Source organism: Agromyces sp. GXS1127, from assembly GCF_050565425.1.
Taxonomy (GTDB): Bacteria; Actinomycetota; Actinomycetes; order Actinomycetales; family Microbacteriaceae; genus Agromyces.
Map to the genome: position 1 here is coordinate 521590 of NZ_JBOCIG010000002.1, position 23833 is coordinate 545422.

Annotated in this window: 26 protein-coding genes and 1 riboswitch; of the genes, 9 read left to right on the forward strand and 17 right to left on the reverse strand. The window is 73.3% G+C overall.

From position 1 onward, the window contains the following. Nucleotides 1–47 precede the first annotated feature (47 nt). The 5 genes from rsmA to rsmI form a co-directional block, all read right to left on the reverse strand. Complete coding sequence (gene rsmA / locus ACQ393_RS05380) at nt 48–947, reverse strand: 16S rRNA (adenine(1518)-N(6)/adenine(1519)-N(6))-dimethyltransferase RsmA (RefSeq protein ID WP_430645774.1); 900 nt, start codon at nt 945–947, stop codon at nt 48–50. 67 nt (nt 948–1014) lie between these two features. After that, nucleotides 1015–1917: a TatD family hydrolase gene (locus tag ACQ393_RS05385; RefSeq protein WP_430645775.1), complete on the reverse strand. Its 903-nt coding sequence runs from the start codon at nt 1915–1917 to the stop codon at nt 1015–1017. Further along, the gene (gene metG / locus ACQ393_RS05390; protein WP_430645776.1) at nt 1914–3479 is read right to left on the reverse strand and encodes a methionine--tRNA ligase; all 1566 of its coding nucleotides are present in this window, start codon (nt 3477–3479) and stop codon (nt 1914–1916) included. Before metG ends, ACQ393_RS05385 begins: the two co-directional genes overlap by 4 nt. Before the next feature lie 93 nt (nt 3480–3572). Continuing rightward, a complete protein-coding gene (locus ACQ393_RS05395) occupies nt 3573–4682 on the reverse strand; it encodes an NADP-dependent oxidoreductase (protein WP_430645777.1) in 1110 nt (369 codons plus the stop codon). Between the two features lie 126 nt (nt 4683–4808). After that, entirely contained in the window at nt 4809–5636 is an 828-nt protein-coding gene (gene rsmI, locus ACQ393_RS05400; protein WP_430645778.1) for a 16S rRNA (cytidine(1402)-2'-O)-methyltransferase, read from the reverse strand. 52 nt (nt 5637–5688) lie between these two features. Here rsmI and ACQ393_RS05405 point away from each other — a divergent pair, with 52 nt between their 5' ends. Then, a complete protein-coding gene (locus ACQ393_RS05405) occupies nt 5689–7470 on the forward strand; it encodes a dolichyl-phosphate-mannose--protein mannosyltransferase (RefSeq protein WP_430645779.1) in 1782 nt (593 codons plus the stop codon). 158 nt (nt 7471–7628) lie between these two features. Further along, entirely contained in the window at nt 7629–8597 is a 969-nt protein-coding gene (locus tag ACQ393_RS05410; RefSeq protein WP_430645823.1) for a YeiH family protein, read from the forward strand. An 84-nt stretch (nt 8598–8681) separates the two neighbouring features. Here ACQ393_RS05410 and ACQ393_RS05415 read toward each other — a convergent pair whose 3' ends face one another. From ACQ393_RS05415 to ACQ393_RS05440, 6 genes are all read right to left on the reverse strand, one after another. Then, nucleotides 8682–9749 carry an NAD(P)-dependent alcohol dehydrogenase gene (locus tag ACQ393_RS05415; RefSeq protein ID WP_430645780.1) on the reverse strand — a complete coding sequence of 356 codons (1068 nt, stop codon included), beginning with the start codon at nt 9747–9749 and terminating at the stop codon, nt 8682–8684. Next, complete coding sequence (locus tag ACQ393_RS05420) at nt 9746–9979, reverse strand: helix-turn-helix transcriptional regulator (protein ID WP_430645781.1); 234 nt, start codon at nt 9977–9979, stop codon at nt 9746–9748. The genes ACQ393_RS05415 and ACQ393_RS05420 overlap by 4 nt, the downstream gene beginning before the upstream one ends. Next, on the reverse strand, nt 9973–10404 hold the full coding sequence (locus ACQ393_RS05425) for a hypothetical protein (RefSeq protein WP_430645782.1): 432 nt from the start codon (nt 10402–10404) through the stop codon (nt 9973–9975). Before ACQ393_RS05425 ends, ACQ393_RS05420 begins: the two co-directional genes overlap by 7 nt. A gap of 314 nt (nt 10405–10718) precedes the next feature. Next, nucleotides 10719–11048 carry a DMT family transporter gene (locus tag ACQ393_RS05430; RefSeq protein WP_430645783.1) on the reverse strand — a complete coding sequence of 110 codons (330 nt, stop codon included), beginning with the start codon at nt 11046–11048 and terminating at the stop codon, nt 10719–10721. A gap of 11 nt (nt 11049–11059) precedes the next feature. Next, nucleotides 11060–11126, reverse strand: a riboswitch (guanidine-III (ykkC-III) riboswitch). Nucleotides 11127–11317: 191 nt separating this feature from the next. Beyond that, complete coding sequence (locus ACQ393_RS05435; RefSeq protein ID WP_430645784.1) at nt 11318–12490, reverse strand: FAD-dependent oxidoreductase; 1173 nt, start codon at nt 12488–12490, stop codon at nt 11318–11320. Next, nucleotides 12487–12795: an antibiotic biosynthesis monooxygenase family protein gene (locus ACQ393_RS05440; protein WP_430645785.1), complete on the reverse strand. Its 309-nt coding sequence runs from the start codon at nt 12793–12795 to the stop codon at nt 12487–12489. Before ACQ393_RS05440 ends, ACQ393_RS05435 begins: the two co-directional genes overlap by 4 nt. A gap of 97 nt (nt 12796–12892) precedes the next feature. On the opposite strand from ACQ393_RS05440, the gene ACQ393_RS05445 reads away from it, so the two are divergent. The 4 genes from ACQ393_RS05445 (at nt 12893) to ACQ393_RS05460 (ending at nt 16554) form a co-directional block, all read left to right on the forward strand. Continuing rightward, a complete protein-coding gene (locus ACQ393_RS05445) occupies nt 12893–13456 on the forward strand; it encodes a cysteine hydrolase family protein (RefSeq protein ID WP_430645786.1) in 564 nt (187 codons plus the stop codon). A 130-nt stretch (nt 13457–13586) separates the two neighbouring features. Beyond that, nucleotides 13587–14525: a hypothetical protein gene (locus ACQ393_RS05450; RefSeq protein WP_430645787.1), complete on the forward strand. Its 939-nt coding sequence runs from the start codon at nt 13587–13589 to the stop codon at nt 14523–14525. 77 nt (nt 14526–14602) lie between these two features. Further along, nucleotides 14603–15928: an O-acetylhomoserine aminocarboxypropyltransferase/cysteine synthase family protein gene (locus tag ACQ393_RS05455; RefSeq protein WP_430645788.1), complete on the forward strand. Its 1326-nt coding sequence runs from the start codon at nt 14603–14605 to the stop codon at nt 15926–15928. Between the two features lie 125 nt (nt 15929–16053). Then, nucleotides 16054–16554: a CoA-binding protein gene (locus tag ACQ393_RS05460; RefSeq protein ID WP_430645824.1), complete on the forward strand. Its 501-nt coding sequence runs from the start codon at nt 16054–16056 to the stop codon at nt 16552–16554. Nucleotides 16555–16701: 147 nt separating this feature from the next. On the opposite strand, the gene ACQ393_RS05465 is transcribed toward ACQ393_RS05460, so the two are convergent. After that, the gene (locus ACQ393_RS05465; protein ID WP_430645789.1) at nt 16702–17301 is read right to left on the reverse strand and encodes a GNAT family N-acetyltransferase; all 600 of its coding nucleotides are present in this window, start codon (nt 17299–17301) and stop codon (nt 16702–16704) included. A 150-nt stretch (nt 17302–17451) separates the two neighbouring features. On the opposite strand from ACQ393_RS05465, the gene ACQ393_RS05470 reads away from it, so the two are divergent. Both ACQ393_RS05470 and ACQ393_RS05475 read left to right on the forward strand, forming a co-directional pair. Further along, a complete protein-coding gene (locus ACQ393_RS05470) occupies nt 17452–18825 on the forward strand; it encodes an L-serine ammonia-lyase (protein WP_430645790.1) in 1374 nt (457 codons plus the stop codon). Nucleotides 18826–18888: 63 nt separating this feature from the next. Beyond that, the gene (locus ACQ393_RS05475; RefSeq protein WP_430645791.1) at nt 18889–19080 is read left to right on the forward strand and encodes a hypothetical protein; all 192 of its coding nucleotides are present in this window, start codon (nt 18889–18891) and stop codon (nt 19078–19080) included. 63 nt (nt 19081–19143) lie between these two features. Here the strand turns inward: ACQ393_RS05475 and ACQ393_RS05480 are convergent, their stop codons facing one another. From ACQ393_RS05480 to ACQ393_RS05490, 3 genes are all read right to left on the reverse strand, one after another. Further along, entirely contained in the window at nt 19144–19653 is a 510-nt protein-coding gene (locus ACQ393_RS05480) for a rhodanese-like domain-containing protein (RefSeq protein WP_430645792.1), read from the reverse strand. Nucleotides 19654–19806: 153 nt separating this feature from the next. Continuing rightward, nucleotides 19807–21090 (reverse strand): M18 family aminopeptidase, encoded by a 1284-nt coding sequence (locus ACQ393_RS05485; RefSeq protein ID WP_430645793.1) that lies wholly within the window; start codon nt 21088–21090, stop codon nt 19807–19809. A 99-nt stretch (nt 21091–21189) separates the two neighbouring features. Next, on the reverse strand, nt 21190–22122 hold the full coding sequence (locus ACQ393_RS05490) for a DnaJ domain-containing protein (RefSeq protein WP_430645794.1): 933 nt from the start codon (nt 22120–22122) through the stop codon (nt 21190–21192). Between the two features lie 120 nt (nt 22123–22242). Here ACQ393_RS05490 and ACQ393_RS05495 point away from each other — a divergent pair, with 120 nt between their 5' ends. Next, nucleotides 22243–22668: a DUF1761 domain-containing protein gene (locus ACQ393_RS05495; protein WP_430645795.1), complete on the forward strand. Its 426-nt coding sequence runs from the start codon at nt 22243–22245 to the stop codon at nt 22666–22668. A gap of 52 nt (nt 22669–22720) precedes the next feature. On the opposite strand, the gene ACQ393_RS05500 is transcribed toward ACQ393_RS05495, so the two are convergent. Next, the gene (locus tag ACQ393_RS05500; RefSeq protein ID WP_430645796.1) at nt 22721–23590 is read right to left on the reverse strand and encodes a hypothetical protein; all 870 of its coding nucleotides are present in this window, start codon (nt 23588–23590) and stop codon (nt 22721–22723) included. Between the two features lie 21 nt (nt 23591–23611). Beyond that, on the reverse strand, nt 23612–23740 hold the full coding sequence (locus ACQ393_RS05505; protein WP_430645797.1) for a hypothetical protein: 129 nt from the start codon (nt 23738–23740) through the stop codon (nt 23612–23614). Nucleotides 23741–23833: the final 93 nt, after the last annotated feature.

A 23833-nucleotide genomic window follows, 5' to 3' on the forward strand; every position in this document is an offset into this window, starting at 1 on the left:
CCGGGTCGGTGGCCGCGCGAGGGGTGGCGCCGACCCCGGCCGCCGTGTCAGTCGACGGATGCCGCGGCGCGGGCGATCCGCAGGAAGTCCTCGACGGTCAGCTGCTCGCCGCGCGCCTGCGGGTCGACGCCCGCAGCCTGGAGCACGGCGGTCGCCTCGGCGGCCGAGCCGCCGAGCACGCCGGAGAGCGACTGGCGGAGCATCTTGCGTCGCTGCTGGAACGCGGCGTCGACGATCGCGAACACGGCCGTGCGCTCGGCCTCCGTGCCGGGCGGATCGCCGGGTGCGGCGCCACGCTCGAAGCCGACGAGCACGGAGTCGACGTTGGGCACGGGCCAGAACACCATGCGCGATACCTGTCCCGCCGTGCGCCAGTCGCCGTACCAGGCGGCCTTCACGCTCGGTGCGCCGTAGACCTTCGAGCCGGGCTCGGCGGCGATCCGGTGCCCGACCTCGGCCTGCACCATGACGATGCCCGAGATGAGCGACGGGAAATGCTCGAGCAGGTGCAGCAGCACCGGGACGGAGACGTTGTAGGGCAGGTTCGCGACGAGCCGCGTCGGCTCGCCGGGGAGCTCGGTCACGCGCAGCGCGTCCTCGCGGACGACCGTGAGCGAGGTGCCGGGCTGCATGACGGAGACGGTGTGCGGCAGCTGTGCGGCCAGCCGCTGGTCGATCTCGACCGCGATCACCTCGGCTCCGGATTCGAGGAGGCCGAGCGTGAGCGATCCCAGCCCCGGTCCGATCTCGAGCACGGTCTCGCCGCGCTGCACCCCCGCCGCCTGCACGATGCGCCGAACCGTGTTGGCGTCGTGCACGAAGTTCTGTCCGAGCTTCTTGGTCGGCGTGACGTCGAGGAGTTCGGCGAGGTCGCGGATCTCGGCCGGGCCGAGCAGGCGCGGCGTGGCGGCGCCGCCGCCGTCGGCCTCGTGCCGATGCGCGTTCACGCCCTGCTCCCCCGCACCCTCCCGATGCTGCGGCAGCCGGCGGCGCCGGCGCGCGCGGCGCGCCGCGTCACGCGGAACCCGCCTCGAGGCCGTCGGCCCAGGAGCCGTACGCGCGTTCGGTGTTCGCGGCGACCCGGGCGCACAGCTCGTCGAGGTCGGCGCCGAGCACCTCGGCCAGGAACCGCACGGTGTGCGGCACGAGGTAGGGCGCGTTCGGCCGGCCACGGAGCGGCACGGGCGTGAGGTACGGCGCATCGGTCTCGACGAGGATCCGGTCGCGCGGCACGACGCGCAGCGCCTCGCGCAGGTTCTCGGCGTTCTTGAACGTCACGTTCCCCGCGAACGAGCAGTACCAGCCGGCGTCGCCGGCGAGCCGCGCGAGGTCCTCGCCGCCGGAGAAGCAGTGGAAGATCGTCGTCTCGGGCGCGCCGACGCGGCGCAGCGTCGACACGACCTCGTCGTGCGCGTCGCGGTCGTGGATCTGCAGCGCGATGCCGTGCCGCTTCGCGATGTCGATGTGCGCCTCGAACGAGCGGAACTGCGCGTCGCGGCCGTCGTCGCCGGTGCGGTAGAAGTCGAGCCCCGTCTCGCCGACGGCCCGCACCCGCGGCTGCGCGGCCAGCCCGTCGATCACGGCGATCGCTGCATCGAGCTCGCCGCGAGCGTCGAGCTCGGGCGCCTCGTTCGGGTGCAGCGCCACCGCGGCCAGCAGGCGCGGCTCGCGCGCGGCGATCTCGGCCGACCAGCGGCTGGTCGCGACATCCGTGCCGACCTGGACGGCACCGGCGACTCCGACGGATGCCGCGCGCTCCAGGTGCTCGTGCGCGGTGAGCGGCAGCGTTCCGTCGGCGATCTCGAGGTGCGTGTGGTTGTCGTAGACGGGCACCGCGAGCGGCTCGGGCGGCGGCGGATACTCGGCGGCGCGACCGCCGTCGGACCTCGTGCGCAGGTGCTCGGCGCCAGCCGTCACTCGGTCGCCTCCACGCGCGGGAAGAGCGGCTCGAGCGCCGAGGTGTGCGTGCCGACGCTCCACTCGTGGGCGCGGTCGATGCGCTGCTCCTGCACGGTGCCGGGCGCGCCGAGCGCGGTCCAGAGCTTCGCGGTGGCCTTCGGCAGCACGGGCGAGAGCAGCACGGCGAGCGTGCCGACGCCGTGGTAGGCGGTCTCGAGCACGGCCTCGAGGCGCGCGCGCTTCGTCTCGTCCTTCGCGAGCGCCCACGGCTCCTGCTCGGTGATGTAGCCGTTCAGCGCGTCGACGAGCGTCCACGTCGCGGCGATCGCCTCGTGGATCTGCAGCCGCTCGATCGCCTGCCACGCGGCATCCGTCGCCTCGGCCTCGATGCGCCGGATCGCCTCGTCGGCCTCGGTGCGTGCCGCTTCGGTGCCCGTGGGCACCTCGCCGCCGCAGTACCGGCCGATCATGGCGATGACGCGCGAGGCGAGGTTGCCGAAGCCGTTGGCGAGCTCGGCCTGGTAGCGGGCAGCCAGGTCCTCCCACGAGAACGAGCCGTCCTGGCCGAACGAGATCGCCGAGAGGAAGTAGTAGCGGAAGGCGTCGGAGCCGAACGTGTCGGTGATCTGCGACGGCGCGATGCCCGTGAGCTTCGACTTCGACATCTTCTCGCCGCCGACGAGCAGCCAGCCGTGGCCGAACACGCCCTTCGGCACGTCGAGCCCGGCGGCCATGAGCATGGCCGGCCAGATGACGGCGTGGAAGCGGAGGATGTCCTTGCCGACGATGTGCTGCGCGGGCCAACGGCGGGCGAACTCCGCGTCGTCCTGGCCGTACCCGGTCGCGGTGATGTAGTTGAGCAGCGCGTCGAACCAGACGTAGACGACGTGCGTCTCGTCCCACGGGACCTTCACGCCCCAGTCGAACGTCGACCGGGAGATCGACAGGTCCTCCAGGCCTCGACGCACGAAGCTCACGACCTCGTTGCGCGCCGACTCGGGCTGCACGAAGTCGGGCCGCTCCTCGTAGAGGGCGAGCAGTTCGTCGGCGAAGGCCGACATGCGGAAGAAGTAGTTCTTCTCGTGCAGCAGCTCGACCGGCTTCGAGTGGATGGCGCAGACGAGCTGCCCCTCGTACTCGCCCGTGCCGTCCACCAGCTCGGACTGCTGCTTGTACTCCTCGCAGCCGACGCAGTAGTAGCCCTCGTACTCGCCGGTGTAGATGTGCCCGTCGTCGTAGAGCTTCTGCAGGAAGCGCTGGACGTTGCGCTCGTGGCGCTCGTCGGTCGTGCGGATGAAGTCGTCGTTGGCGACGTCGACGGTGTCGAGCAGCGGCTTCCACGCCTCGGCGACGAGCTTGTCGGCCCACTCCTGCGGGCTCACGCCGTTCGCGGTCGCGGTGCGGAGGATCTTCTGGCCGTGCTCGTCGGTGCCGGTGAGCATCCACGTGTCGCGCCCCGCCTGGCGGTTCCACCGCGCGAGCACGTCGGCGGCCACCTCCGTGTACGCGTGCCCGATGTGGGGCACGTCGTTGACGTAGAAGATGGGGGTCGTGATGTAGAACGAGGAGGCGTCGGCCATGCCGACAATCCTACGGGCGCGCGGGTGCGGGCTACGCCCGGGGGATGGCCGCCGCCCGCGGGGTCGCCGCCGCCCGGGCGCCGCCGGCCGGCCTCATCGGTCCCTCGCCGCGCCCTGCGCGACGACGTCCGGTGCGGGGTGCCCGTTCGCACGGCGCTGGCGCGCCCGTCCGTCGGCGATCACCGGCGGGACCTGCTCCTCGACCTGCATGCGCTCGTGCGGGGTCGGCACGCCGATGGTGAGGTCCTGTTCACGCAGGCCCGCCGGGCGCACCTTCTGGCCGGGGTACTCGACGACCTTCATGCCGATGACGATCTTCCCCGCCGAATCGCGGTGGTCCAGCTGGCGATAGGCGTCCGCGATGTCGGCGAGGGGGAACACGTCCGCGATCGGCAGTCGCAGCTGGCGGTCCGCGACGAGCTGCGCGATGCGGCGCAGCGCGATCGTGTCGCCGGCCCAGAGCTTCACGGCGTCGTCGTCCTCGACGGCACCCCAGTCCGTCGTGGTGAAGATGCGCGACGCCGGCACCTCGAGCTCGGCAGCCTCGGCGGCCTGCCCACCGAGGAAGTCGAGGAACGCCGTGACGGGCCGGTCGGTGATCTTCCGGATGCGCACCGCGAGGTCGGGCCCGTAGGCCAGCGGCTCGATGCCGAACTGCCGCACGAAGTCGAACCGCGACTCGGCGGTCGTGCCGATCACCGCGGCGCCGCGCGCCCGGGCGAGTTGCGCCGCGAGGCAGCCGATGCCCCCCGCCGCCGCCGTCACCACCACCAGGTCGCGCGGGCCGAGGTTCAGGCCGTCGACCGCGCCGAGCGCGGTCGTCCCGGCCACGTAGAGCGAACCGGCGATCTCCCACGAGAGCGAGACCGGCTTCGGGATCAGCTGGGACTCGGGCACCGCGACGTGCGTGGCCTGTGCACCGCGGCGGACGTACCCCATGACCTCGTCGCCCCGTCGGAACCGGGTCACGCCCTCGCCGACCGCGTCGACGACGCCCGCGAGGTCCCGCCCCTGGCCCGAGGGGAACTCGACCGGCCAGCGATCCCGGTGATCACCACGCCGAACGGCCGACTCCACCGGTGAGATGCCGCTTGCGAAGACCTCGACGAGGACTTCGCCCGGTCCGGGTCGCGGGACGTCGACGTCGACGACCTCCAGCACCTCCGGCCCGCCGAACCGCTCGAACACGACTGACTTGCCCATGGTTCCCACCCCCCGTGGTGTGACCGATGCCTTCATGGTGCGCCCGGTCGGTGGGAGCCGGATGGGAACGACCTGTGACTTCGATGCATGCGAATGCATCGAGTTGAGCGAGGGAAGACCTTCTGGTCAGCCGCCGGCGCGGGCCGCGAGCGCCGCCTCGTAGAGGTCGCGCCTTCCGAGTCCGGTCTCGCCGGCGACGAGCGCCGCGGCATCCTTCAACCGGGTGCCGGATGCCGCGAGCGCGACCACCCTGGCCACCGCCTCGTCGAGGTCGGCGACGGGTGCCTCCGCAGCCCCGCCGACCACCACGCAGATCTCACCGCGCACGCCGGACCCGGCCCACTCCGCGAGCTCGCCCAGCGGGCCGCGACGCACCTCCTCGTGCAGCTTCGTCAGTTCGCGGCACACCGCCGCGGGCCGATCGGCCCCGAAGGCCTCGGCCAGGGCTCCGAGGCTCGCGGCCAGGCGCGAGGGCGCCTCGAAGAAGACGAGCGTGCGCCGGTCGCCGGCGAGTTCCGCGAGCCGGCGGCCTCGCTCCCCCGCCTTGCGCGGCAGGAAGCCCTCGAACGCGAACCGGTCGGTCGGCAGGCCCGACACGGCGAGCGCGGTGACGACCGCGCTCGGACCGGGGATCGCGGTGACGTCGACGCCCGCGGCGACCGCGGCCTGCACGAGCGGGAAGCCGGGGTCGGACACGGTCGGCATGCCCGCGTCGCTCAGCACGAGCAGGTCGCCGTCGCGGGCGAGCTCGACGAGGTCGCCCGCACGGGCGCGCTCGTTGTGCTCGTGCAGGGCGATGAGGCGCGGCCGGTTCGCGATGCCGAGGGCGGCGAGCAGGCGCTGCGTGACGCGCGTGTCCTCGGAGGCGATGAGGTCGGCGTCCTCGAGCGCCTGCCGGAGCCGGGTCGACGCGTCGCCGAGGTTGCCGATGGGCGTCGCCGCGAGGATGATCACCGGTCCAGTCTGGCGCACGGGCGCCCCGAGGCGCCCGATTACAGTGGAGCGCATGGGTCTCCACGGGGTCGACGCCGGCGCGCGCGGCGAGCACGAGGCGACCCGGGCCCCGCACGACGCGACCGGCGTCCGGCCCGGCGCGTTCGCCGTCCCGGCGGAGGCGATCTCCGTCCGGTCCGAGGGGGACCGAGCTCCGCACGAGAACGCTCGCACCGCGGGCGCGCACGGCGAGCCCGAGCCATCCGGCACGTCGTCGACCGTGCCGCGGCAGCCGATCGGCAGCCGCCTCGACGCGTGGGCCGCGAACCTGCTGCGAACGCCCCGCCGGCGCGCCCTCTGGACCTGGGGCGGGCCGATCGCGGTCACCCTCCTCGCCGCCGTCCTGCGGTTCTGGAACCTCGGGCACCCGCAGGAGATCGTCTTCGACGAGACCTATTACGTGAAGGACGCGTGGACCCTCCTCGCCAACGGCTACGAGTCGGCCTGGCCGGAGGGGGCGAACGAGGACTTCGCGCGCGGCGACACCGACGTCTTCTCCGACGACCCGGCCTATGTCGTGCACCCCCCGCTCGGCAAGTGGATGATCGGGCTCGGGATGGCGCTGTTCGGCGCCGACAGCGCGTTCTGGTGGCGGGCGTCGACGGCGCTCGCCGGGACGATCGCCGTGTTCGCCATGACCATGGTCGGCCGGCGCCTCTTCCGTTCCACCCTCGTCGCGGTGATCGCCGGCCTCCTCCTCGCGATCGACGGCAACGCCATCGTGATGAGCCGCGTGGCGCTCCTCGACACGTGGCTCATGCTCTTCTGCCTGATCGGCTTCTGGTTCGTGCTCCTCGACCGGGAGGGGACCGAGTCGAGGCTGCGCGAGCGCGTCGCGGCGCTGCGCGCGTCGGGTGGAGATCCGCACTGGGGCCCGGTGATCTGGGCGCGACCGTGGGTGATCGCCGCCGGCGCGGCCTTCGGGGCGGCCACCGCGGTGAAGTGGTCGGGACTGTACTTCATCGCCGCGTTCGGCCTGTACCTCGTCCTCGTCGATGCGATGGCGCGCCGCCGCGCCGGACTCGGCTTCTGGGTCGAGGGCTCGCTGGTGAAGCAGGCGCCGGCGACCTTCGTCCTCCTGGTGCCCGTGGCCGGGCTCGTGTACCTCGCCTCGTGGACCGGCTGGCTCGTCACCGACGGCGGCTACTACCGCGGGTGGGCCGACGAGCCCGGCAACGCGGCGACCGGGTTCTGGGCGTGGGTGCCGACCTCGCTGCAGAGCCTCTGGCATTACCACCAGGCCGCCTACGGCTACCACGTCGGCGTCGCCTCGCCCCACCCGTGGCAGGCGAATCCGCTGACCTGGCCGATCGCATGGCGCCCGACGAACATGTACTTCGCCTCGACGACCGACGGGTCGGGCGGGTGCGGCCAGGCCGAGTGCTGGTCCTCGATCATGGGCATCCCGAACCCGATCATCTGGTGGGCGGCGACCCTCGCGGCTGCGTACCTCGTCTACCGTTTCGCGCGGTACCGGGAGTGGACGTCGGGTGCGATCCTCGTCGGCGTCGCCGCCGGGTACCTGCCGTGGCTGATGTACCTGAACCGCACGGTGTTCCAGTTCTACACGATCGCCTACGAGCCCTACCTGCTGCTCGCGCTCGCCGCGGTCATCGGGATCGTCCTGGGCCGGCCCGACGATCCGCGGTGGCGCCGCCAGCAGGGCATCGGAACCGTCGCGGTGTTCCTCGGCGTCGCGGTCGCGGTGTCGATCTTCTTCCTGCCGCTCTGGACGGCGATGCCCGTGACGCCCGACTTCCGTCAGCTGCACTTCTGGCTGCCGGGATGGGGATGAGCGGGAGCGGCACGGGCGCCGACGACCCGGCGGGCGCGTCGGCCGACGACCCGGCGAGCGCGGCGGCCGACGACCCGGCGAGCGCGGCGGCCGGCGGCCCGGCGAGCGCGGCGGCCGGCGCTGCGGCCGGCGGCTCCGGCCGTCGATGGGACGGGCGGATGGCGGGACTCGCCGTCACCGCGACGGCCGCCGCCGTCGCGTGGCTCGTCCACCTCGCCGTTCCGGCGGTGCCGCTGCTCACGGTCGCCGTCGCAGCGGGCATCGTCGTGGGGCAGGTGCCGGCGCTGCGTCCCGCACTCGACGGCGCCCTCCGTCCCGGGCTCGGCTTCTCGGCGCGCACGCTGCTGCGCACCGGCATCGTCCTCCTCGGGCTGAAGCTCAGCCTGGCCGACATCGCCGGGCTCGGCTGGATCACGATCGCCACGACCGTCGCGGTCGTCGTCCTCACCTTCCTCGGCACGATCGCGCTCGGCCGCGCGATGCGCCTGCCGGGGCACGAGCCGCTCCTCGTCGCCAGCGGCTTCGCGATCTGCGGCGCCTCCGCGATCGGCGCCATGGCCGCCACCGTGCGCGCCCGCGACGACGAGCAGGCGCGCCCGGTCGCGCTCGTGACGCTCTGCGGAACGCTCGCCATCGCCGTGCTGCCGGCGCTGTGGCATCCGCTCGGCCTGTCGTCCACGGGGTTCGGGCACTGGGTCGGTGCGGGCGTGCACGACGTCGGGCAGGTCGTCGCCACCGCCCAGATCGCCGGCGCGTCGGCGCTCGCGGTGGCCGTCGTCGTGAAGCTCACGCGCGTGCTGCTGCTCGCACCCATGGTCGCCCTCGCGGCGGGCGTCGAGCGGCGACGGGCGACGGATGCCTCCGGCCCCCGCCCCGCGATCGTGCCGCTCTTCATCGTCGGCTTCCTCGCCGCGGTGCTCGTCCGCACGTTCCTGCCCGTGCCCGAGGCGGTGCTCGAGGCTGCGGACGTCGTGCAGACGACCCTCCTCGCGATGGCGCTCTTCGCGCTCGGCGCGTCGATCCGCGTCGCGGCCCTGCTGCACACCGGATGGCGCTCGCTCGTGACCGGGCTCGTGTCGTGGGTCCTCGTCGCGGCCCTCGCGTACGGCGCGGTGCTGCTGGGCTGAGCCGGGATCGCGGCCGCCGAGCGCGCCCGGGTGCGGGGCGGTGCCGCGCCGCCGAGCCCGCGCCGCACCACCCCGCTGGACGCATCAGTCCGGCTGAGGACCCGCGCCGCCGCCCGCCGCGCCGGCATCCGAGGCCGCGCTCGCCGCGGCATCCGTCTCGCCGTCGCCGCCACGCACGCGGATGGCGACCTTGCCGCGGACCCTGCCCGAGGCGAGCCGCGCGAACGCCTCGGGAGCCCGGTCGAAGGGGAACACCTCGTCGACGACGGGACGCAGGTCGCCCGCCTCGGCGTACGCGCGGAGCGCGTCGAGGTCGTCACCGCTGCGCCGTGCCGCGAGCGGCTTCAGTCTGCGCCCGGTGAAGGGCGACCGGAAGGTCGCGGCGACGAGCCGCGGGATCGGCCCGAACGTGCGCGAACCGGTGCCGGCGGACAGCACGAGGGTGCCGCGCGGCGCGAGGATGCGCGTGAGGGCGCCGAGCGACTGCGCGGCGACGAGGTCGATCACGACGTCGTACGTCGCGCCGTCGGCCGTGACGTCCTCGGTGCGGTGGTCGATGACGCGGCTCGCGCCGGCCGCGCGCACGTGGTCGGCCTTGGCGCCGCTCGCGACGCCGGTGACCGTCGCCCCCATCGCGACCGCGAGCTGCACCGCGTATGTGCCGACGCCGCCCGACGCGCCGATGACGAGTACCCGGTCGCCGGGCCGCACGTCGGCGAGTCGGAGCGCCTGCAGCGCGGTCGTCCCGGAGACCGGGATGACCGCGGCGTGCGCGTCGTCGAGATTCGCGGGCGCGCCTCGCACGAAGCGCGCGTCGACGACGGCGGTCTCTGCGAATCCGGCCTGGTCGGACTCCGCGAAGACACGGTCGCCGACCGCGAGGGACGTGACGCCGTCGCCCACCGCCCTGACGATCCCGACGATGTCGCGCCCGACCGGCTTCTTCGGGCGCTTCCAGCCGAACGCGGCGCGCAGCACGAACGGCTCGCCGCGCATGATCCACACATCGCCCGCGTGGACGCCCGCGGCGTGCACCGCGATCGCGACCCGACCCGGGCCGGGCGGGCCCGGCTCCGGGACATCGGCGACGGCCAGCAGCTCGGGGCCGCCGTAGCCGTTCTGCACCACCGCACGCATCGTGCCTGCGCTCATGATCCCGTCTCCTCCTGATGGGGGTACTGGAAGACGTCGTCGAGCGGCACCCCGAACACCCGAGCGATCTGGAAGGCCATCTCGAGCGACGGCGAGTAGCGGCCCTGCTCGATGGCGATGACGGTCTGGCGGGTGACGCCGAGCCGCTCCGCGAGCTCGGCCTGCGTCATCTCGCCGTGGCGGAAGCGCAGCGAACGGATGTCGTTCGTGACGCGAGTGGGCTTCACCATTCGGGCAGCCCCCGGTGGTACATGCCGAGCTTGGCGAGACTCGAGAGGATGCCGGCCAGCACGAAGCCGAGGTAGATGGTGTTGGCGATCCAGAACCAGTGCACCTGGAGCATCGCGAGGATCAGCGCGCCGATGCCCGCGATCACGATGAGCGAGTTGCCCACCTGCTCCCCGGCCCGGTCGATCTGCTTGTCGCGCACGTCGGCGCGGCGGCTCTCACTCGGCGTGAGGATCTCGAGCAGGACCCGCCCGACGATGCCGGCGACGATCGCGCCGCCGATGGTCCAGAGCATCGGCGCCACGTAGTCGACCTCGTCGACCGGCGTGCCCGCGGCGAGCTGCGCGAGCACGAGCCACAGGTAGACCCCGTAGACCACGATCGTGACCACGAGGAACGACCACGTGCCCTTCTCCTCGTACGACATCCGCTTCCTCTTCCTCCGATGTGAAGAATGTTTGACATGGCCAGTGTCGAACATTCTCGACACCGTGTCAAGCATTCTTTACACGCGCCGATGCCGCGTGCCCGCGCCGCGAGCACCGCCCACCGGGCACAGCGCGGGCGGGGCCTCGCCGAATGGCGCCGCTCGTCAATCGCCGAGAAGTCGCTGATGCACGGTGCGGCCGTGCATCTGCGACTTCTCGGGCAGCGGTGCGGCTCACGGGCGGCGGCGTCGCGGTTCGCGGGGCACTTGGGACGCGGATCGCGACGCCTGACGCGGTCGCACGCGGCGCGCGACTAGTGGCCGGCACCGCCGTCGACGAGCTTCAGCCCGACGACGCAGCCCACGAGGCCCACGATGAGCGCGAGGCGCGCCCACGAGACATCCGTCTCGCCGGTGACCATGGCCCAGATGACCGTGAGCGCCGCGCCGATGCCGACCCACACCGCATACGCGGTGCCGACCGGGATGCCGCGCATGGCCCACGCGAGCCCGCCCATCGAGAGGACGAGCGCGACGCCGAACACGACCGACGGCCAGAGCCTGGTGAACCCCTCGGACTTCCCGAGGGCGGTGGCCCAGACGGCCTCGAGCACACCGGAGACGATGAGGACGATCCACGACATGACGGCACTCCTTCGGCCAGTCTTGTCGCGTTCCGGGTACTGGGTTCCCTCGTCCGGGGTCGCCGTCGGGCGACCAGGACGAGGCTAGCAGCGGGCCCTGATCAGCCCCTGTGCAGAGCGCGACGCCCACCCACTCGAGAACAGGAGATTCCACGATGTACGGGTCCGATCGCGCGAATCCGTCCTGTGAGCCGCCGATTCTCCGGTGAAGCGGACGAGGGTCGAGCCCGGCGCGACGCCCGGCGGCCGGCATGGCCGGACGGCGGCGATCAGCGCCCGGCGAGCCCGGTCGGCGAGCCGCCGGCCGTCGCGACGCGGTCGGCCGCGAACCGCCGCGGCGCCGGCCCCGACCCGTCGGCGAGGTCGGCGAGGATCCGCCCGACGACCGGCGTGAACTTGAAGCCGTGCCCCGAGAACCCCGCGCCGACGACGATCGGCCCGATGCGGTCGAGCACGAAGTGCTCGTCGGGCGTGGTCGTGTAGGTGCAGCTGATCGGCGTCACCGCGTCGGCGTCGACGCCGGGCAGCCAGTCGCGCGCGTAGTGCTGCAGGTCGGCGAGCTGGTCGGGCACGGGCAGGAAGTCGCGTGCGTCGGGATCGACGACGGGACCGACCCCGTGCCATCCGGCCTTCACGCCCTCGCCGGGAGTCAGCATGCCGTACACGGGCGAGCGCCAGTAGCCGTATCCGTCGGCCGCCGCGCCCGGGAAGTGGTTGTAGCTCGGCCATGGCACGGACTCGTCGCGCACCGCGAAGTGCGCCGGCTGCTCCTGGGTGACCACGAGCGACGGCAGCGCGAGTCCGCCGACGAACTTCGTGGTCCAGGCGCCGAGCGTGACGACCGCGGTGCGAGCCTCGATGACCTCCTCGACCCCGGCATCGGTGACGGATGCCACGCGCACGCGATCCTCGCCGAGCGGCTCGATGCGCATGGCCCGGGTGCGGTGCCGCACATCGGCCCCGCCGGCCACGGCCGTCGCGTGGAGCGCCGCGATCGTGGCATCCGCGTTCACCCGGCCCGCGCGCTCGTTGAACAGCACCCGGGTGTCGAACCGGATGCCGGGCCAGCGTCGGGACGCCTCCTCGACCGGCAGGAACTCGGCCGGAACGCCGGCCCCGGTGAGGGCCGCGTGCACGGCGTCGAAGTGCGCGGCCGGGCCGTGGTTCGCGACGCCGACGAGGTCGAGCAGCGGCGTCCCCGACTCCGCCTCGAGCTCGCGCCAGAGCGGCAGCGCCTCGACGAGCATCGCGACGTACGCGGGATCGCTGTATCCGACGTTGAAGTTCCGCGAGGCTCCGTGCGACGCGCCGTTGCGGTGGCCGGGCTCGTACCGTTCGAGCAGGGCGACGTCACGTCCGCGTCGCGCGATCTGCCACGCGGTCGCGGCGCCCATCGCGCCGCCGCCGACGACGACCGTCTCGACGTGCGTGACACCGCTCATCGCGACGCCTCCGTCGCAATGGTCTCGCGGAAGTGCTCGACCATCGGGAACGGCTCGTAGAACCCGTGCAGCAGCTCGCGCCAGCGCGCGTACCCGGCCGACCCGCGGAAGCCGGGGTCGTGGTCCTCGAGCCGCTCCCAGTGCACGAGCAGGAGGTACTCGTTCGGCGTCTCGACCGAGCGCGAGAGCGTGAGGTCGACGAAGCCCGGCATCGACGAGATGATCGGCCGCGCCTCGGCGAACGCGTCTTCGAAGGCGGCCTCGCGGCCGGGGACGACGGGCAGGATCGCGTGCTCGAGGATCACCCGCCCCACGCTACCCGCGCCGAGCGTGGCAGGTGTTCGCGCAAGATCGGCAGCCGACGGGGCCGAGCACGCAGGCGACCGACGCCACGATGGACCCATGGACCTCGACGACACCGCCGCCCTCATCGTGATCGACGTGCAGCAGGGCTTCGACGACCGCGACTACTTCGGCGAGCGCGACAACCCCGACGCCGAGGCGAACATCGGTCGCCTGGTCCAGGCGTGGGCGGATGCCTCGCGGCCGATCGTGCTCGTCCGCCACGACTCGCGCGAGCCCGGCTCCCCGCTCGCCGCAGGCGCCCCGGGCAACGCCCTGAAGCCGGTCGTCGCCGACGCCCCGCACGACCTGTTCGTCACGAAGAACGTCAACTCGGCGTTCTACGGCGACCCCGACCTGCACGCCTGGCTCGGCGAGCGCGGCATCCGGCAGCTCGTCGTCTGCGGCATCCAGACCAACCAGTGCGTGGAGACCACCGCCCGCATGGCGGGCAACCTCGGCTACGACGTCGTGCTGCCGATCGACGCGACGCACACCTTCGAGATGGCGGGCCCCGGCGGCATCCGCCTCAGCGCCGCGGAGCTCGCGCGCGCGACCGCGGTGAACCTCGACGGCGGCGGATTCGCCCGCGTGGGCTCGACCGACGACGTGCTGGGCGGCTGACGATCCCCTCGCACCGGCGCGCCCCGGCGCCCCGGCACCGCAGCCATGGACGCCGGACCGGCGCAGGTCTAGCATCGGCCTCGTCGACGGCACCGCCCGGTGACGGCGACGTCGGGGGGAGGCGTCGGACATGGACGTGTACGGGCAGGGGAATCTGGAGGACGACGATCGGCGGCGGGCCGAGACGCTCGCCGAGCTGTCGGCCGAGCGAGCGCCATCGGTGCTGCGCGACGCCGATGCCCTCGCGGACCGCGCCGCGGCCGAGCGCGAGGTCGCGGATCTCGCGACCCGGGAGCTCGCCGCGGGCGGACTCGACGTCGAGCGCCTCGACGCGCTGGCGTCGGATCGGTCGGACGCACGCCGCGAGCGCGCGGTCGCGGCGCATCGGCGCGCGGTCGAGGCGTCCGACGGGATCGCCCGGCGCCTCGCCGAGCTCACCCCGCACCTGACGTTCCCCGCGGACCCGATGAACGTGATCATCGACCGCGTCACGTTCATCCGGAGCTTCGCGGACGCCGGAGTCGTGGTCGACTCCGAGGTGGCCTCGCTCGACAGCTGGGCGCGCTACCGGATGGACAGCTCCGCGACGGCGCTGACCGGCGGCGGCACGGGCCGGCTCAGCTTCTTCACGCTCTGGCGGAACCCGCGCACCCAGCCGATCGTCATGAACGGCGGCGCACGACTCGTCGTCAACGCGCACCTCGCGGTCGACGCCGAGTGGAACGGCGTCGCGGCGTGGTTCATCGGCGGGTCGGAGGCGCGGGCGACGGTCCGCGCCCGCACGACGATGCACGCGATGTGGGACTCGTCGATCCATGCGATCGTGCAGGACCGCGTCATCGCCGACGCCGGCGCGACGGGCGGCTTCTTCGGCGGCGACGACAGCGCGTCGCTCGCGTTCAACGAGTTCCTGCAGGGTTCCGGTTTCGCGGTGCCCGCACAGGCGTCCGTCCTCATCGAGGTCGAGCTCCTGACGGAATGGGTCGCGACGAGCGGGTCGGTGCGGCTCGACGCGGAGAGCGGTGCCTTCCGGGTCTCGGTGCCGCACCTGGTCTTCACGATCGCCTGACGGTGCGGCCGCGGCATCCGTTGCCCTGCGTTACGGGCGCGAGCGGATGCCGCGGCCGGCCGGACTACCGTGTCCCCATGGCAGACCGCGAATACGGCTTCAAGACCCGCGCCATCCACGCGGGCAACATCCCCGACGCCGAGGCGGGCGCCCGGGCGCTCCCCATCTACCAGTCGAGCGCGTTCGTCTTCGACGACACGGCCGATGCGGCGGCGCGTTTCGCGCTGCAGAAGTACGGCAACATCTACTCGCGCCTGGCGAACCCCACGGTCGCGGCGTTCGAGGAGCGCGTCGCGAGCCTCGAGGGCGGCCTCGGCGCGGTCGCGACCGCGAGCGGCCTGTCGGCGCAGTACATCACCTTCGCGAGCCTCGCCGGGACGGGCGACCACATCGTCGCCTCCGCCAACCTCTACGGCGGCTCGATCACCCAGCTGGATGTCACGCTCCGCCGCTTCGGCATCGAGACGACCTTCGTCCGCTCGTCCGACCCGGCGGACTACGCGCCCGCGATCACGGAGCGCACGAAGGCGATCTTCGTCGAGACGATCGCGAACCCGTCGGGCGAGATCGCCGACCTCGAGGGCCTCGCCGACGTCGCCCACGCGCACGGCATCCCGCTGATCGTCGACTCGACGATCGCGACCCCCTACCTCAACCGCCCGATCGAGTGGGGCGCCGACCTCGTCACGCACTCGGCGACGAAGTTCCTCGGCGGGCACGGCACGACGCTCGGCGGCGTGGTCGTCGAGTCGGGGCGGTTCGACTGGCACTCCGAGAAGTTCCCGCTGTTCGGCGAGCCGGTGCCGAGCTACGGCGGGCTGCAGTGGTCGGGCAACTTCGGCGAGTACGCGTTCCTGACGCGCCTCCGCGCCGAGCAGCTGCGCGACATCGGCCCGGCCCTCGCGCCGCACTCGGCGTTCCTGCTCGCGCAGGGCGTCGAGACCCTGCCGTACCGCGTCCAGGCCCACATCGACAACGCGCGGCAGGTCGCCGAGTGGCTCGACGCCGACCCCCGCATCGAGCGCGTGTTCTGGGCCGGCCTGCCCGACCACCCGCACTTCGAGCGTGCGGCGAAGTACCTGCCGAAGGGCCCGGGTTCGGTCTTCAGCTTCGAGGTCAAGGGCGGCCGCGAGGTCGGCCAGAAGCTCATCGAGAACGTGAACCTCGCCTCGCACCTCGCCAACATCGGCGATGCGAAGACGCTCATCATCCACCCCGCGTCGACCACGCACGCGCAGCTCACCGATCAGCAGCTCGTCGACGCGGGCGTGCTGCCGGGGGTCGTGCGCCTCTCGGTCGGCATCGAGGATGTGGAGGACATCATCGCCGACCTCGACCAGGCGCTCGCCGCGGCGACGCAGGGCCTGGTACTGGCCGGCGCGACGATCGGAGCAGACCGATGAGCACCGCGATCGAGACGACCACCGCATCCGGCGCCGAGAGCGCGTCGACGGATGCCGGGGCGTCCGACGTCGAGACCGTCCGCCTCGTCAACGGGCTCTCGTGCGAACTCCCCGCGACCTCGCCGCTGGCGAAGCTGCTGAAGTCGCAGCGCACGTGGATCGGGCCCGACGCCAGGGCGCGCCTCCGCATCCTGAACGCGGCGAAGTCGGTCGCGATCGTCGGCGCCTCCCCGAAGCCGCAGCGCTCCAGCTACTTCGTCGGCACCTACCTCCAGCAGTCGAGCGACTACCGCGTCTACTTCGTGAACCCGAACGAGACCGAGATCCTCGGCGAGCCGGCGTACGCGAGCCTGAAGGACCTGCCCGAGGTGCCCGACATCGTCGTGGTGTTCCGTCGTGGCAGCGACATCCCGTCGGTCGTCGACGAGGTCGTCGCGTCGGGCGCGAAGACCATCTGGGTGCAGCTCGGCATCTGGAACGAGCAAGCCGCGTACTCCGGCGAGGAACAGGGCCTCACGGTCGTCATGGACCGCTGCATCAAGGTCGAGCACGCCCGCTTCCACGGCGGCCTGCACCTGCTCGGCTTCGACACGGGCCAGATCACGAGCCGTCGCGGAGGTCGCTGAGTCCGCGCGGCCGTTCCGCCTTCTCCGCGCCTGCACCGGCATCGTAGTCGGCGCGCAGGTACTTCGGCGCGTGCACGCGCCACGCCTCGGTGACCGACTCGGCGAGGTCGACCTGCGGACCCTCCGGCGCCGGCTCGGCCGTCGGCGTCAGGCTGCCGGCGCGGTGGCGACGGTCGGCAAGCCGCTGCCCCCGGGCACGTCGATGCCGTACGCGAGGATGTGCACCGGCGTGCCGTCCGGCCGCTCGAACGTGAACTCCCGGTCCTCGATCCGCTCGAAGCCCATCCGCTCGTAGAGCCGGCGGGCCGGGCGCATCTGCTCGCCCGTGTTGAGCACGACGCGACGGATGCCGCGGCTCGCGGCGAGCGCGAGGACGTGCCGCACCATGGCCTCGCCGACGCCGCGCCCGCGCGCGGCCGCCGAGACGCCAAGGAACCGGAAGTCGAGCTCGTCCTCATGCCGCGCGACGGCCGACATCCGCCGACCGGCGCGCGGGACGGTGACGGTGCCGAGGAGCTCACCGTCGGCGGTGTCGGCGGCGACCCACACCTCGTGCTCGCGCGCACGCTCGCCGACGGCCTCGATCTCGTCGAGGTAGGCGTCGGTCAGCTCGTAGTCACCGGCGTAGGCGTCGCGCACCAGCCGACCGACGCGCGACGCCTCGTCGTCGTGCATGCGTCGCATCGCCACCCCGTCGGCGGTCGAGGCGGGCAGGCGGAAGGTCGGGATCGATTCGGTGGTGGGCATCCGAGCCAGCCTACGCGGAGCCGGCTGGGCCTCCGCCGAGTGGGCGGCCGGCGTGACGATGGAGCATTCCGTCGGGCGGACCCGGTTCACGCGCACGATTCTGCGAATCGACTGCGGATCCCTGCGCGTCCTGCGACGTAGCCTTGAGGGGTGACAGCGTTCGTCTCAGCCCTCGACCTGTTCTCGATCGGCGTCGGCCCCTCGAGTTCGCACACGGTCGGACCCATGCGGGCCGCACGGGTCTTCGTCGACGGGCTCGCCGACGATGGCCGCCTCGACCGAGTGCGGCGCGTCACCTGTTCGCTCTACGGCTCGCTCGGCGCGACCGGCCTCGGTCACGGCACGCCCGACGCCGTGATCGCCGGCCTCGGCGGCCTCGCTCCGCACGACTGCGATCCCGACGAGGTCCGCGGCGCGTGGACGCGCCTCGGCGACGGCGCCGAGGTCCGCCTCGCCGGTCGGCACCCGATCCGGATGTCGCAGTCCGACGTCTCACTCGAACCGCGCACCCGGCTCCCCGGCCACCCCAATGCGCTCACGCTGCAGGCCTGGGGCGACGACGACGCACTCCCGATCGCCGAGGAGACGTACTACTCGGTCGGCGGCGGGTTCATCCGCCGCGACGGCGACGCCCCCGAGCAGGCGGAGGCGCTGCGGCATCCGCTGCCCTACTCGACCGCGGCCGAGCTGCTCGCACTCTGCGATGAGCACGGCGTGAGCCTCTGCGACGTCTCCTGGCGCAACGAGGTCGCGGTGCACGGCGAGGAGGGCATCATCGCCGGCATCGACGCGATCTGGGACGCGATGGCCGAGTGCGTGGCGCACGGCCTCGCGACCGAGGGCACGCTGCCCGGCGGCCTGCGGGTAAAACGGCGCGCGCCCGAGGTGCGACGCCGCCTCGAGGAGTACGACCGCGACGAGCACGTCCGCGACACCTCGACCGAATGGCTGCACGCGTTCGCGCTCGCGGTCAACGAGGAGAACGCCTCGGGCGGCCGTGTCGTGACCGCTCCGACGAACGGTGCCGCCGGCATCATCCCCGCGGTCGGCCACTACTACCTGAAGTACGTGCCGGGCGCCGACCGCGAGGGCATCCGCCGCTACCTGCTCACGGCGTCGGCGATCGCGAGCCTGGTGAAGAGGAACGCCTCGATCTCGGGCGCCGAGGGCGGCTGCCAGGCCGAGGTCGGCTCGGCGTGTGCGATGGCGGCCGGAGCGCTCTGCGCGGTGCTCGGCGGCACCCCGGCGCAGATCGAGAACGCCGCCGAGATCGCGATGGAGCACCATCTCGGCCTGACGTGCGATCCTGTCGCGGGGCTCGTGCAGGTGCCCTGCATCGAGCGCAACGCGATCGCCGCGTCCACCGCGGTGTCGGCCGCTCGGCTCGCGCTGCACGGCGACGGCACGCACGTGGTGTCGCTCGACACCGTGATCGAGACCATGCGCCAGACCGGCATCGACATGATGTCGAAGTACAAGGAGACGAGCGAGGGCGGCCTCGCCGTCAACGTCATCGAGTGCTGAGCGGGTCGTGTCCCCCGGATGGGTCCCTTCCGGGGCGGGCCGCGATTCTGCGAAGGTAGCCGAGTGGACCCGAACATCGACCCCGGCATGCTCGGCGGACTGAGCGCCGCTGCCCTCATCATCGGCTCGCTCATCTACCTGGCGTTCATCGCGCTGAGCCTCTGGATCGGCTACCTGATCATCAAGGCCGCCGTCCGCAACGGACTCCGCGAGCACACGCTCTGGCTCGAGCAGCGGCGCGGACCGCTGCGCTGAGCGGGTCCGCCCCGCTCGCCCGCCGGCGAACGGCGCCGGCCGACGGACCCCGCCCGTGTCCCCCTAACAGGCGCACTCGACGACCGGCGCGCCGGTCGCCACGTTGGTGAGCGTGTCGACCGGGCCGCGCTCGCGACCGGCATCGCGCTCGACCTCGAACCCCTCGCGCACCCAGTACTCGAAGCCGCCCAGCATCTCCTTCACGGGGTGGCCGAGGCTCGCGAACGCGAGTGCGGCACGCGTGGCCCCGTTGCAGCCCGGGCCCCAGCAGTAGACGACGACCGGAGTGCCCGGTGCGAAGCGCGTCGGTGCGACGGCCGGGATGCGCCGTCCCGGCAGGTGCACGGCGCCGGGGATGCGCCCGGCCGCCCAGGCGGCCTCGCTGCGCGTGTCGACCAGGACGAAGCCGGGGTCGGATGCCGCGAGCGCGCCGGCCACGTCGGACACGTCGGTCTCGAAGCCGAGTCGCGCCCGGAAGTGGCGGACCGCCTCCTCGGGCGTGGCGACGTGGGCGAAGAGCCCATCGACGGATGCCGCACGCACGGCGGGCACGGGGGCGGTCGCGTTCGTCATGCTCCGATGCTCGCACCCGGCCGCGCGCCGACCGGAGGCGCATCCGGCCGACGATGCGCGAGATCCCGCCAGAGTCGGGTGCGCGCGCCTCCCGACCGACGCTGCGGGGCCGGGGTCCCGGCGCCCGCCGCTTCCCGCCGCGCCGGCCCGGGCTCAGGCGCCCCGGAAGAAAGCCGCGATCGCCGCGCCGAGTGCCGCGAGGTCCTCGACGTGCGCGAGCTCGCGGGCCGAGTGCATCGAGAGCAGCGGCGGGCCGACGTCGACGGTGCGGATGCCGAGCCGGGTGGCCGTGAGCGGCCCGATGGTCGAGCCGCACGGGATCGCGTTGTTCGACACGAACTCCTGGGTCGGCACGCCCGCCGCAGCGCACGCCGCCGCCCACCGCGCCGCGCCCGCGGCATCCGTCGCATACCGCTGGTTCGCGTTGAGCTTCAGCAGCGGACCGCCACCGAGCACCGGACGGTTCACGGGGTCGTGCCGCTCGGGGTAGTTCGGGTGCACGGCGTGGCCGGCGTCGCTCGAGACGTGCCACGACGCCGCGAACGCGCGGCGGCGCTCCTCGACGCCGGCGCCGAGGCCGGCGCCGATGCGCGCGAGCACGTCCTCCAGGAAGGGGCCGCTCGCACCCGAGCGCGATTCCGAGCCGAGCTCCTCGTGATCGAACGCGGCGAGCACGCTGATGTGCCCGGCGTCCTGCGGTGCGTCCAGGATGGCGGTGAGCCCGGCGTGCACCGAGGTCAGGTTGTCCATCCGTCCCGATGCGAGGAAGACGTCGCCCCGGCCGAACCGGGCCGGTGCGGCCGCGTCGACGACGTGCACGTCGTGGCCGACGACCTCCTCGGCATCCACGCCCGCCAGCGTCGCGAGGTGCGCCACGACGTCCGCCGGCTCGCCGATCGTCTCGACGCCCCAGATCGGCTGGACGTGACGCTGCTTGTCGAGCGTGAGGCCGTCGGCGTTCACGCCCCGGTCGAGGTGGACCGCGAGCTGCGGGATCCGCAGGAGTGCACCGGTCGCCACGAGGTGCGTCACGCCGTCGCGCGTCGCCAGGCGCCCGGCGAGGCGAAGCTCGCGGTCGAGCCAGGAGTTCAGCAGCGGACCGCCGTAGACCTCCACGTTCGCCTGCGAGAGGCCGGCGGCGCCGCTCGACGGGTTCGGCTTGAGCTTGAACGACGGCGAATCGGTGTGCGCGCCGAGGATCCGGAAGGGCGTCGTCGCCTCGGCGCCCTCGGGCTGCACCCACGCGATGACCGCGCCGTCGCGGACGACCACGCGACGACCCGGTCCCGTCGGCCAGGCGTCGGGTTCCTCGAGCCGATCGAAGCCGGCCTCCACGAGCCGCCGCGCCACCTCCTCGGCCGCGTGGTACGACGACGGCGATGCCGTCACGAACGCGGTGAAGTCCTCGATGTACGCGTCGACGTCAGGGGTGCCCATCCCTCCATCTTGGCAAAGGTCGACGGATGCCCCGGACGGCCGTCAGGTCGACGACCGCCGAGCGGACCGCCGGACCGCCCGGCCGCCGACCCGCCGGGCTCACGCGAACCGGATCGTCGCCTGCAGCCGGCTCCGGATCTCCATGACGTCCGCGCCGCCGAGCACCGGGGATCCGGGGATGCCGTCGCGGATCGCGCTCGCGAGCCGCGACCGCCGCACGAGCACGGCTGCGGCGCCGCGCACCGACCCGCCGACCTCGAGGTCGGTCCGCGCGTGCTCGTCCGGGACGACCACGACGAGTGCCGTCGGCTTCACGCGCGCGGGCCGCGTCACGGCCTTCGCACGCGCCGCGAGGAGGCGGATCGGCCGTTCCCCGGCCAGCGCCTCGCCGATGAGCTCACCGCGCTTGAACGCGATCGGCCCGCCCCAGTCCTCCGACTGGATCGCGATGAGTCCGGTCGGTCCGAGCACCAGGTGATCGAGCTTCGGCGGCAGGCCGGGCCCCGCGGCATCCGTCGCGATGTCGTGCCACACCGTGTACGCGATCCCGAGCGTCGCGAGCGATCGCGCGGTCTGCTCCTCGGCGAGCGCATCGGCGAGGACGTGACGGATGTCGCGCGGCGCCGATCGCACGAGCGCCGGGTCGTACGGATCCTCGAGCGTCACGCCGCGCCCCGCCCACTCGCGGATGAGCGCGAGGTAGCGCTCGCGCGTCCACCCGCCGGGGTGCCCGTAGGCGCGGGCCATGGGCCGCGAGTCGCGGCGCGGCCTCGGTGCCGCAGGGGCCCACGCCTCGTGCTGCGGCTCCGCCATGCCGCCGCCCGAGCCGCGGTCGAAGGCCGCGCGGGCCTCCGGCGTGCCCACGAGCTCCCATGCGCGCTGGACCGCGTGGAACCGGACGGCGTCGCCGCCCGTGTCGGGGTGGGCGTGCCGCAGGGCGCGACGGTACGCCAGGCGCAGCGCCACGGCATCCGCGTCGGCGGGGACGCCGAGCACCTCGTAGGGCGAATCGGAGAGTGGGGACTCGGGCATGGGCTCGCTTTCGGTGGCAGCCACGAGGATACCGCCGCCGTCGGGGATGTCGCCGTGCGCGAGCGGCCGCGCGGCGGGCGGCTCGGTAGACTCCGGCCATCCGGACCGTGGGAGGGCACGATGATCTGGGACGTCAACTGGTGGGCGGTGGCCCTCGCCACGCTCTCGACGCTCGTCGTCGGGTCGGCCTGGTACACGCCGATGCTGTTCGGGAACTACTGGATGCGGGTCGCGCGCGTCGACGCCGGCGACCGCAGCCCGGTGGGTCCGATCACGACGACCATCCTCGTCAGCGTCGTGTCGGCGTGGGTGCTCGCGGTCGCCGTGAACACGGCGTGGACGGCGCTCGGGGGCTCGTACCTGCTCGTGGCCCTCGGCACGGCGGCGCTGCTCTGGGCCGGCTTCACGGCGGCGCGGTTCGTCACGCACGACGCGTTCGAGGGCCGCCCGGCCGGGCTGACCGCCGTGAACGTCGCGCACGAGTTCATCACGTTCGCCTTCATGGCGCTCATCGTCGGGGCCTGGCCGCCGGCCGGCACGGTCTGACCCGGGCGGCTGCGCCGACGGCCGGCACGCCAGTCGACGGCGGAGTCGACCCTCAGCCGACGACTGGCCGGAGCATCCCGCCCGCGACGAGTTCGCGCGTCGCCGCCGCGAGCTCGTCCCAGAGCTCGGCACGGTCGACGTCGAGCAGGTCCGCGATCGCGTCGACGAGCACGCCGAGCGGCAGCTCGCCGTCGGCCGCGCCGACGAGCGCGGCGAGCCCGGTGCCGGCGTCGACCACCCGGCCGAATCCACCGCCCTGCCGCAGCAGGATCACGGTCGGCTGTTCGGCGCCCGGCCAGTGGTGGCGTTCCTCGGTCACGTCCTCGGCGACCTCGACGCGCAGGCCGCGGAGCGCGGGGTCGTCGAGCGCCGTGACGAGGTCGGAGGCCGCGAGGCACGCCTCGAGGTGGGCGGCGAGGCCGCCGGCGACGTCGCCGAGCGGTCCGTGCAGGCGTTCGGCGCGCGCGAGCGAGCGCCCGCGGCCGTCGGCGGGGCGACGCAGCAGCACGTACCCGAAGCCGACCGACTCGACCCGGCGCTCCTCGAAGTCCTCGAGCCAGGCGCCGTGCAGCGCCTCGAACTCGGGCGTCCCCGCACGCGTGCCGCCGTCGCGGATCCAGGTCTCCGCGTACTCGCTCGGGTCCTGGCGCTCGCGCTCCACGATCCAGTACTCCAGGCCCGCGTCGGCCGCCCACCCGGCGACGCGCTCGAGCCCGTCGGCGAGCTCGCCGCCGGAGCGCCGGTACTCCCAGTTCCCGAGCAGCTGCGCGATCCCGCCGGGCGCCAGGTGATCGGCGGCCCCGCGGACGACCGCCTCGACGATGCCGTCGCCGACCATCCCGCCGTCGCGATAGTCGTACGCCGGCACGCCGTCCCGTCGCGGCGTGATCACGAACGGCGGGTTCGACACGATCCGGTCCACCCGCTCCCCGCCGAGCGGCTCTTACAGGCTGCCGGCCCGGAGTTCGACGCCCTCGATCGCATTGAGGCCGATGTTCAGCCGCGCGAACCGCACCGCGCGATCCGAGATGTCGCTCGCGACCACCCGCTCGCTGAACCTGGCCGCGTGCATCGCCTGGATGCCGCACGGGTCTGCTGCACGGATAGGTGACAGTTTTTAGTCACGCAGCCAGTGCGGCTGGCGTGTTCATGATGACCTCGAACT

Bases quoted from the DNA above. Each gene is read 5' to 3' on its own strand.
- metG (WP_430645776.1), bottom strand. From the start codon at position 3,479: ATGGCCGACGCCTCCTCGTTCTACATCACGACCCCCATCTTCTACGTC.
- ACQ393_RS05395 (WP_430645777.1), bottom strand. From the start codon at position 4,682: ATGGGCAAGTCAGTCGTGTTCGAGCGGTTCGGCGGGCCGGAGGTGCTG.
- ACQ393_RS05405 (WP_430645779.1), top strand. From the start codon at position 5,689: ATGGGTCTCCACGGGGTCGACGCCGGCGCGCGCGGCGAGCACGAGGCG.
- ACQ393_RS05410 (WP_430645823.1), top strand. From the start codon at position 7,629: ATGGCGGGACTCGCCGTCACCGCGACGGCCGCCGCCGTCGCGTGGCTC.
- ACQ393_RS05415 (WP_430645780.1), bottom strand. From the start codon at position 9,749: ATGAGCGCAGGCACGATGCGTGCGGTGGTGCAGAACGGCTACGGCGGC.
- ACQ393_RS05420 (WP_430645781.1), bottom strand. From the start codon at position 9,979: ATGGTGAAGCCCACTCGCGTCACGAACGACATCCGTTCGCTGCGCTTC.
- ACQ393_RS05425 (WP_430645782.1), bottom strand. From the start codon at position 10,404: ATGTCGTACGAGGAGAAGGGCACGTGGTCGTTCCTCGTGGTCACGATC.
- ACQ393_RS05430 (WP_430645783.1), bottom strand. From the start codon at position 11,048: ATGTCGTGGATCGTCCTCATCGTCTCCGGTGTGCTCGAGGCCGTCTGG.
- ACQ393_RS05435 (WP_430645784.1), bottom strand. From the start codon at position 12,490: ATGAGCGGTGTCACGCACGTCGAGACGGTCGTCGTCGGCGGCGGCGCG.
- ACQ393_RS05445 (WP_430645786.1), top strand. From the start codon at position 12,893: ATGGACCTCGACGACACCGCCGCCCTCATCGTGATCGACGTGCAGCAG.
- ACQ393_RS05450 (WP_430645787.1), top strand. From the start codon at position 13,587: ATGGACGTGTACGGGCAGGGGAATCTGGAGGACGACGATCGGCGGCGG.
- ACQ393_RS05455 (WP_430645788.1), top strand. From the start codon at position 14,603: ATGGCAGACCGCGAATACGGCTTCAAGACCCGCGCCATCCACGCGGGC.
- ACQ393_RS05465 (WP_430645789.1), bottom strand. From the start codon at position 17,301: ATGCCCACCACCGAATCGATCCCGACCTTCCGCCTGCCCGCCTCGACC.
- ACQ393_RS05480 (WP_430645792.1), bottom strand. From the start codon at position 19,653: ATGACGAACGCGACCGCCCCCGTGCCCGCCGTGCGTGCGGCATCCGTC.
- ACQ393_RS05485 (WP_430645793.1), bottom strand. From the start codon at position 21,090: ATGGGCACCCCTGACGTCGACGCGTACATCGAGGACTTCACCGCGTTC.
- ACQ393_RS05490 (WP_430645794.1), bottom strand. From the start codon at position 22,122: ATGCCCGAGTCCCCACTCTCCGATTCGCCCTACGAGGTGCTCGGCGTC.
- ACQ393_RS05495 (WP_430645795.1), top strand. From the start codon at position 22,243: ATGATCTGGGACGTCAACTGGTGGGCGGTGGCCCTCGCCACGCTCTCG.
- ACQ393_RS05505 (WP_430645797.1), bottom strand. From the start codon at position 23,740: ATGCACGCGGCCAGGTTCAGCGAGCGGGTGGTCGCGAGCGACATCTCG.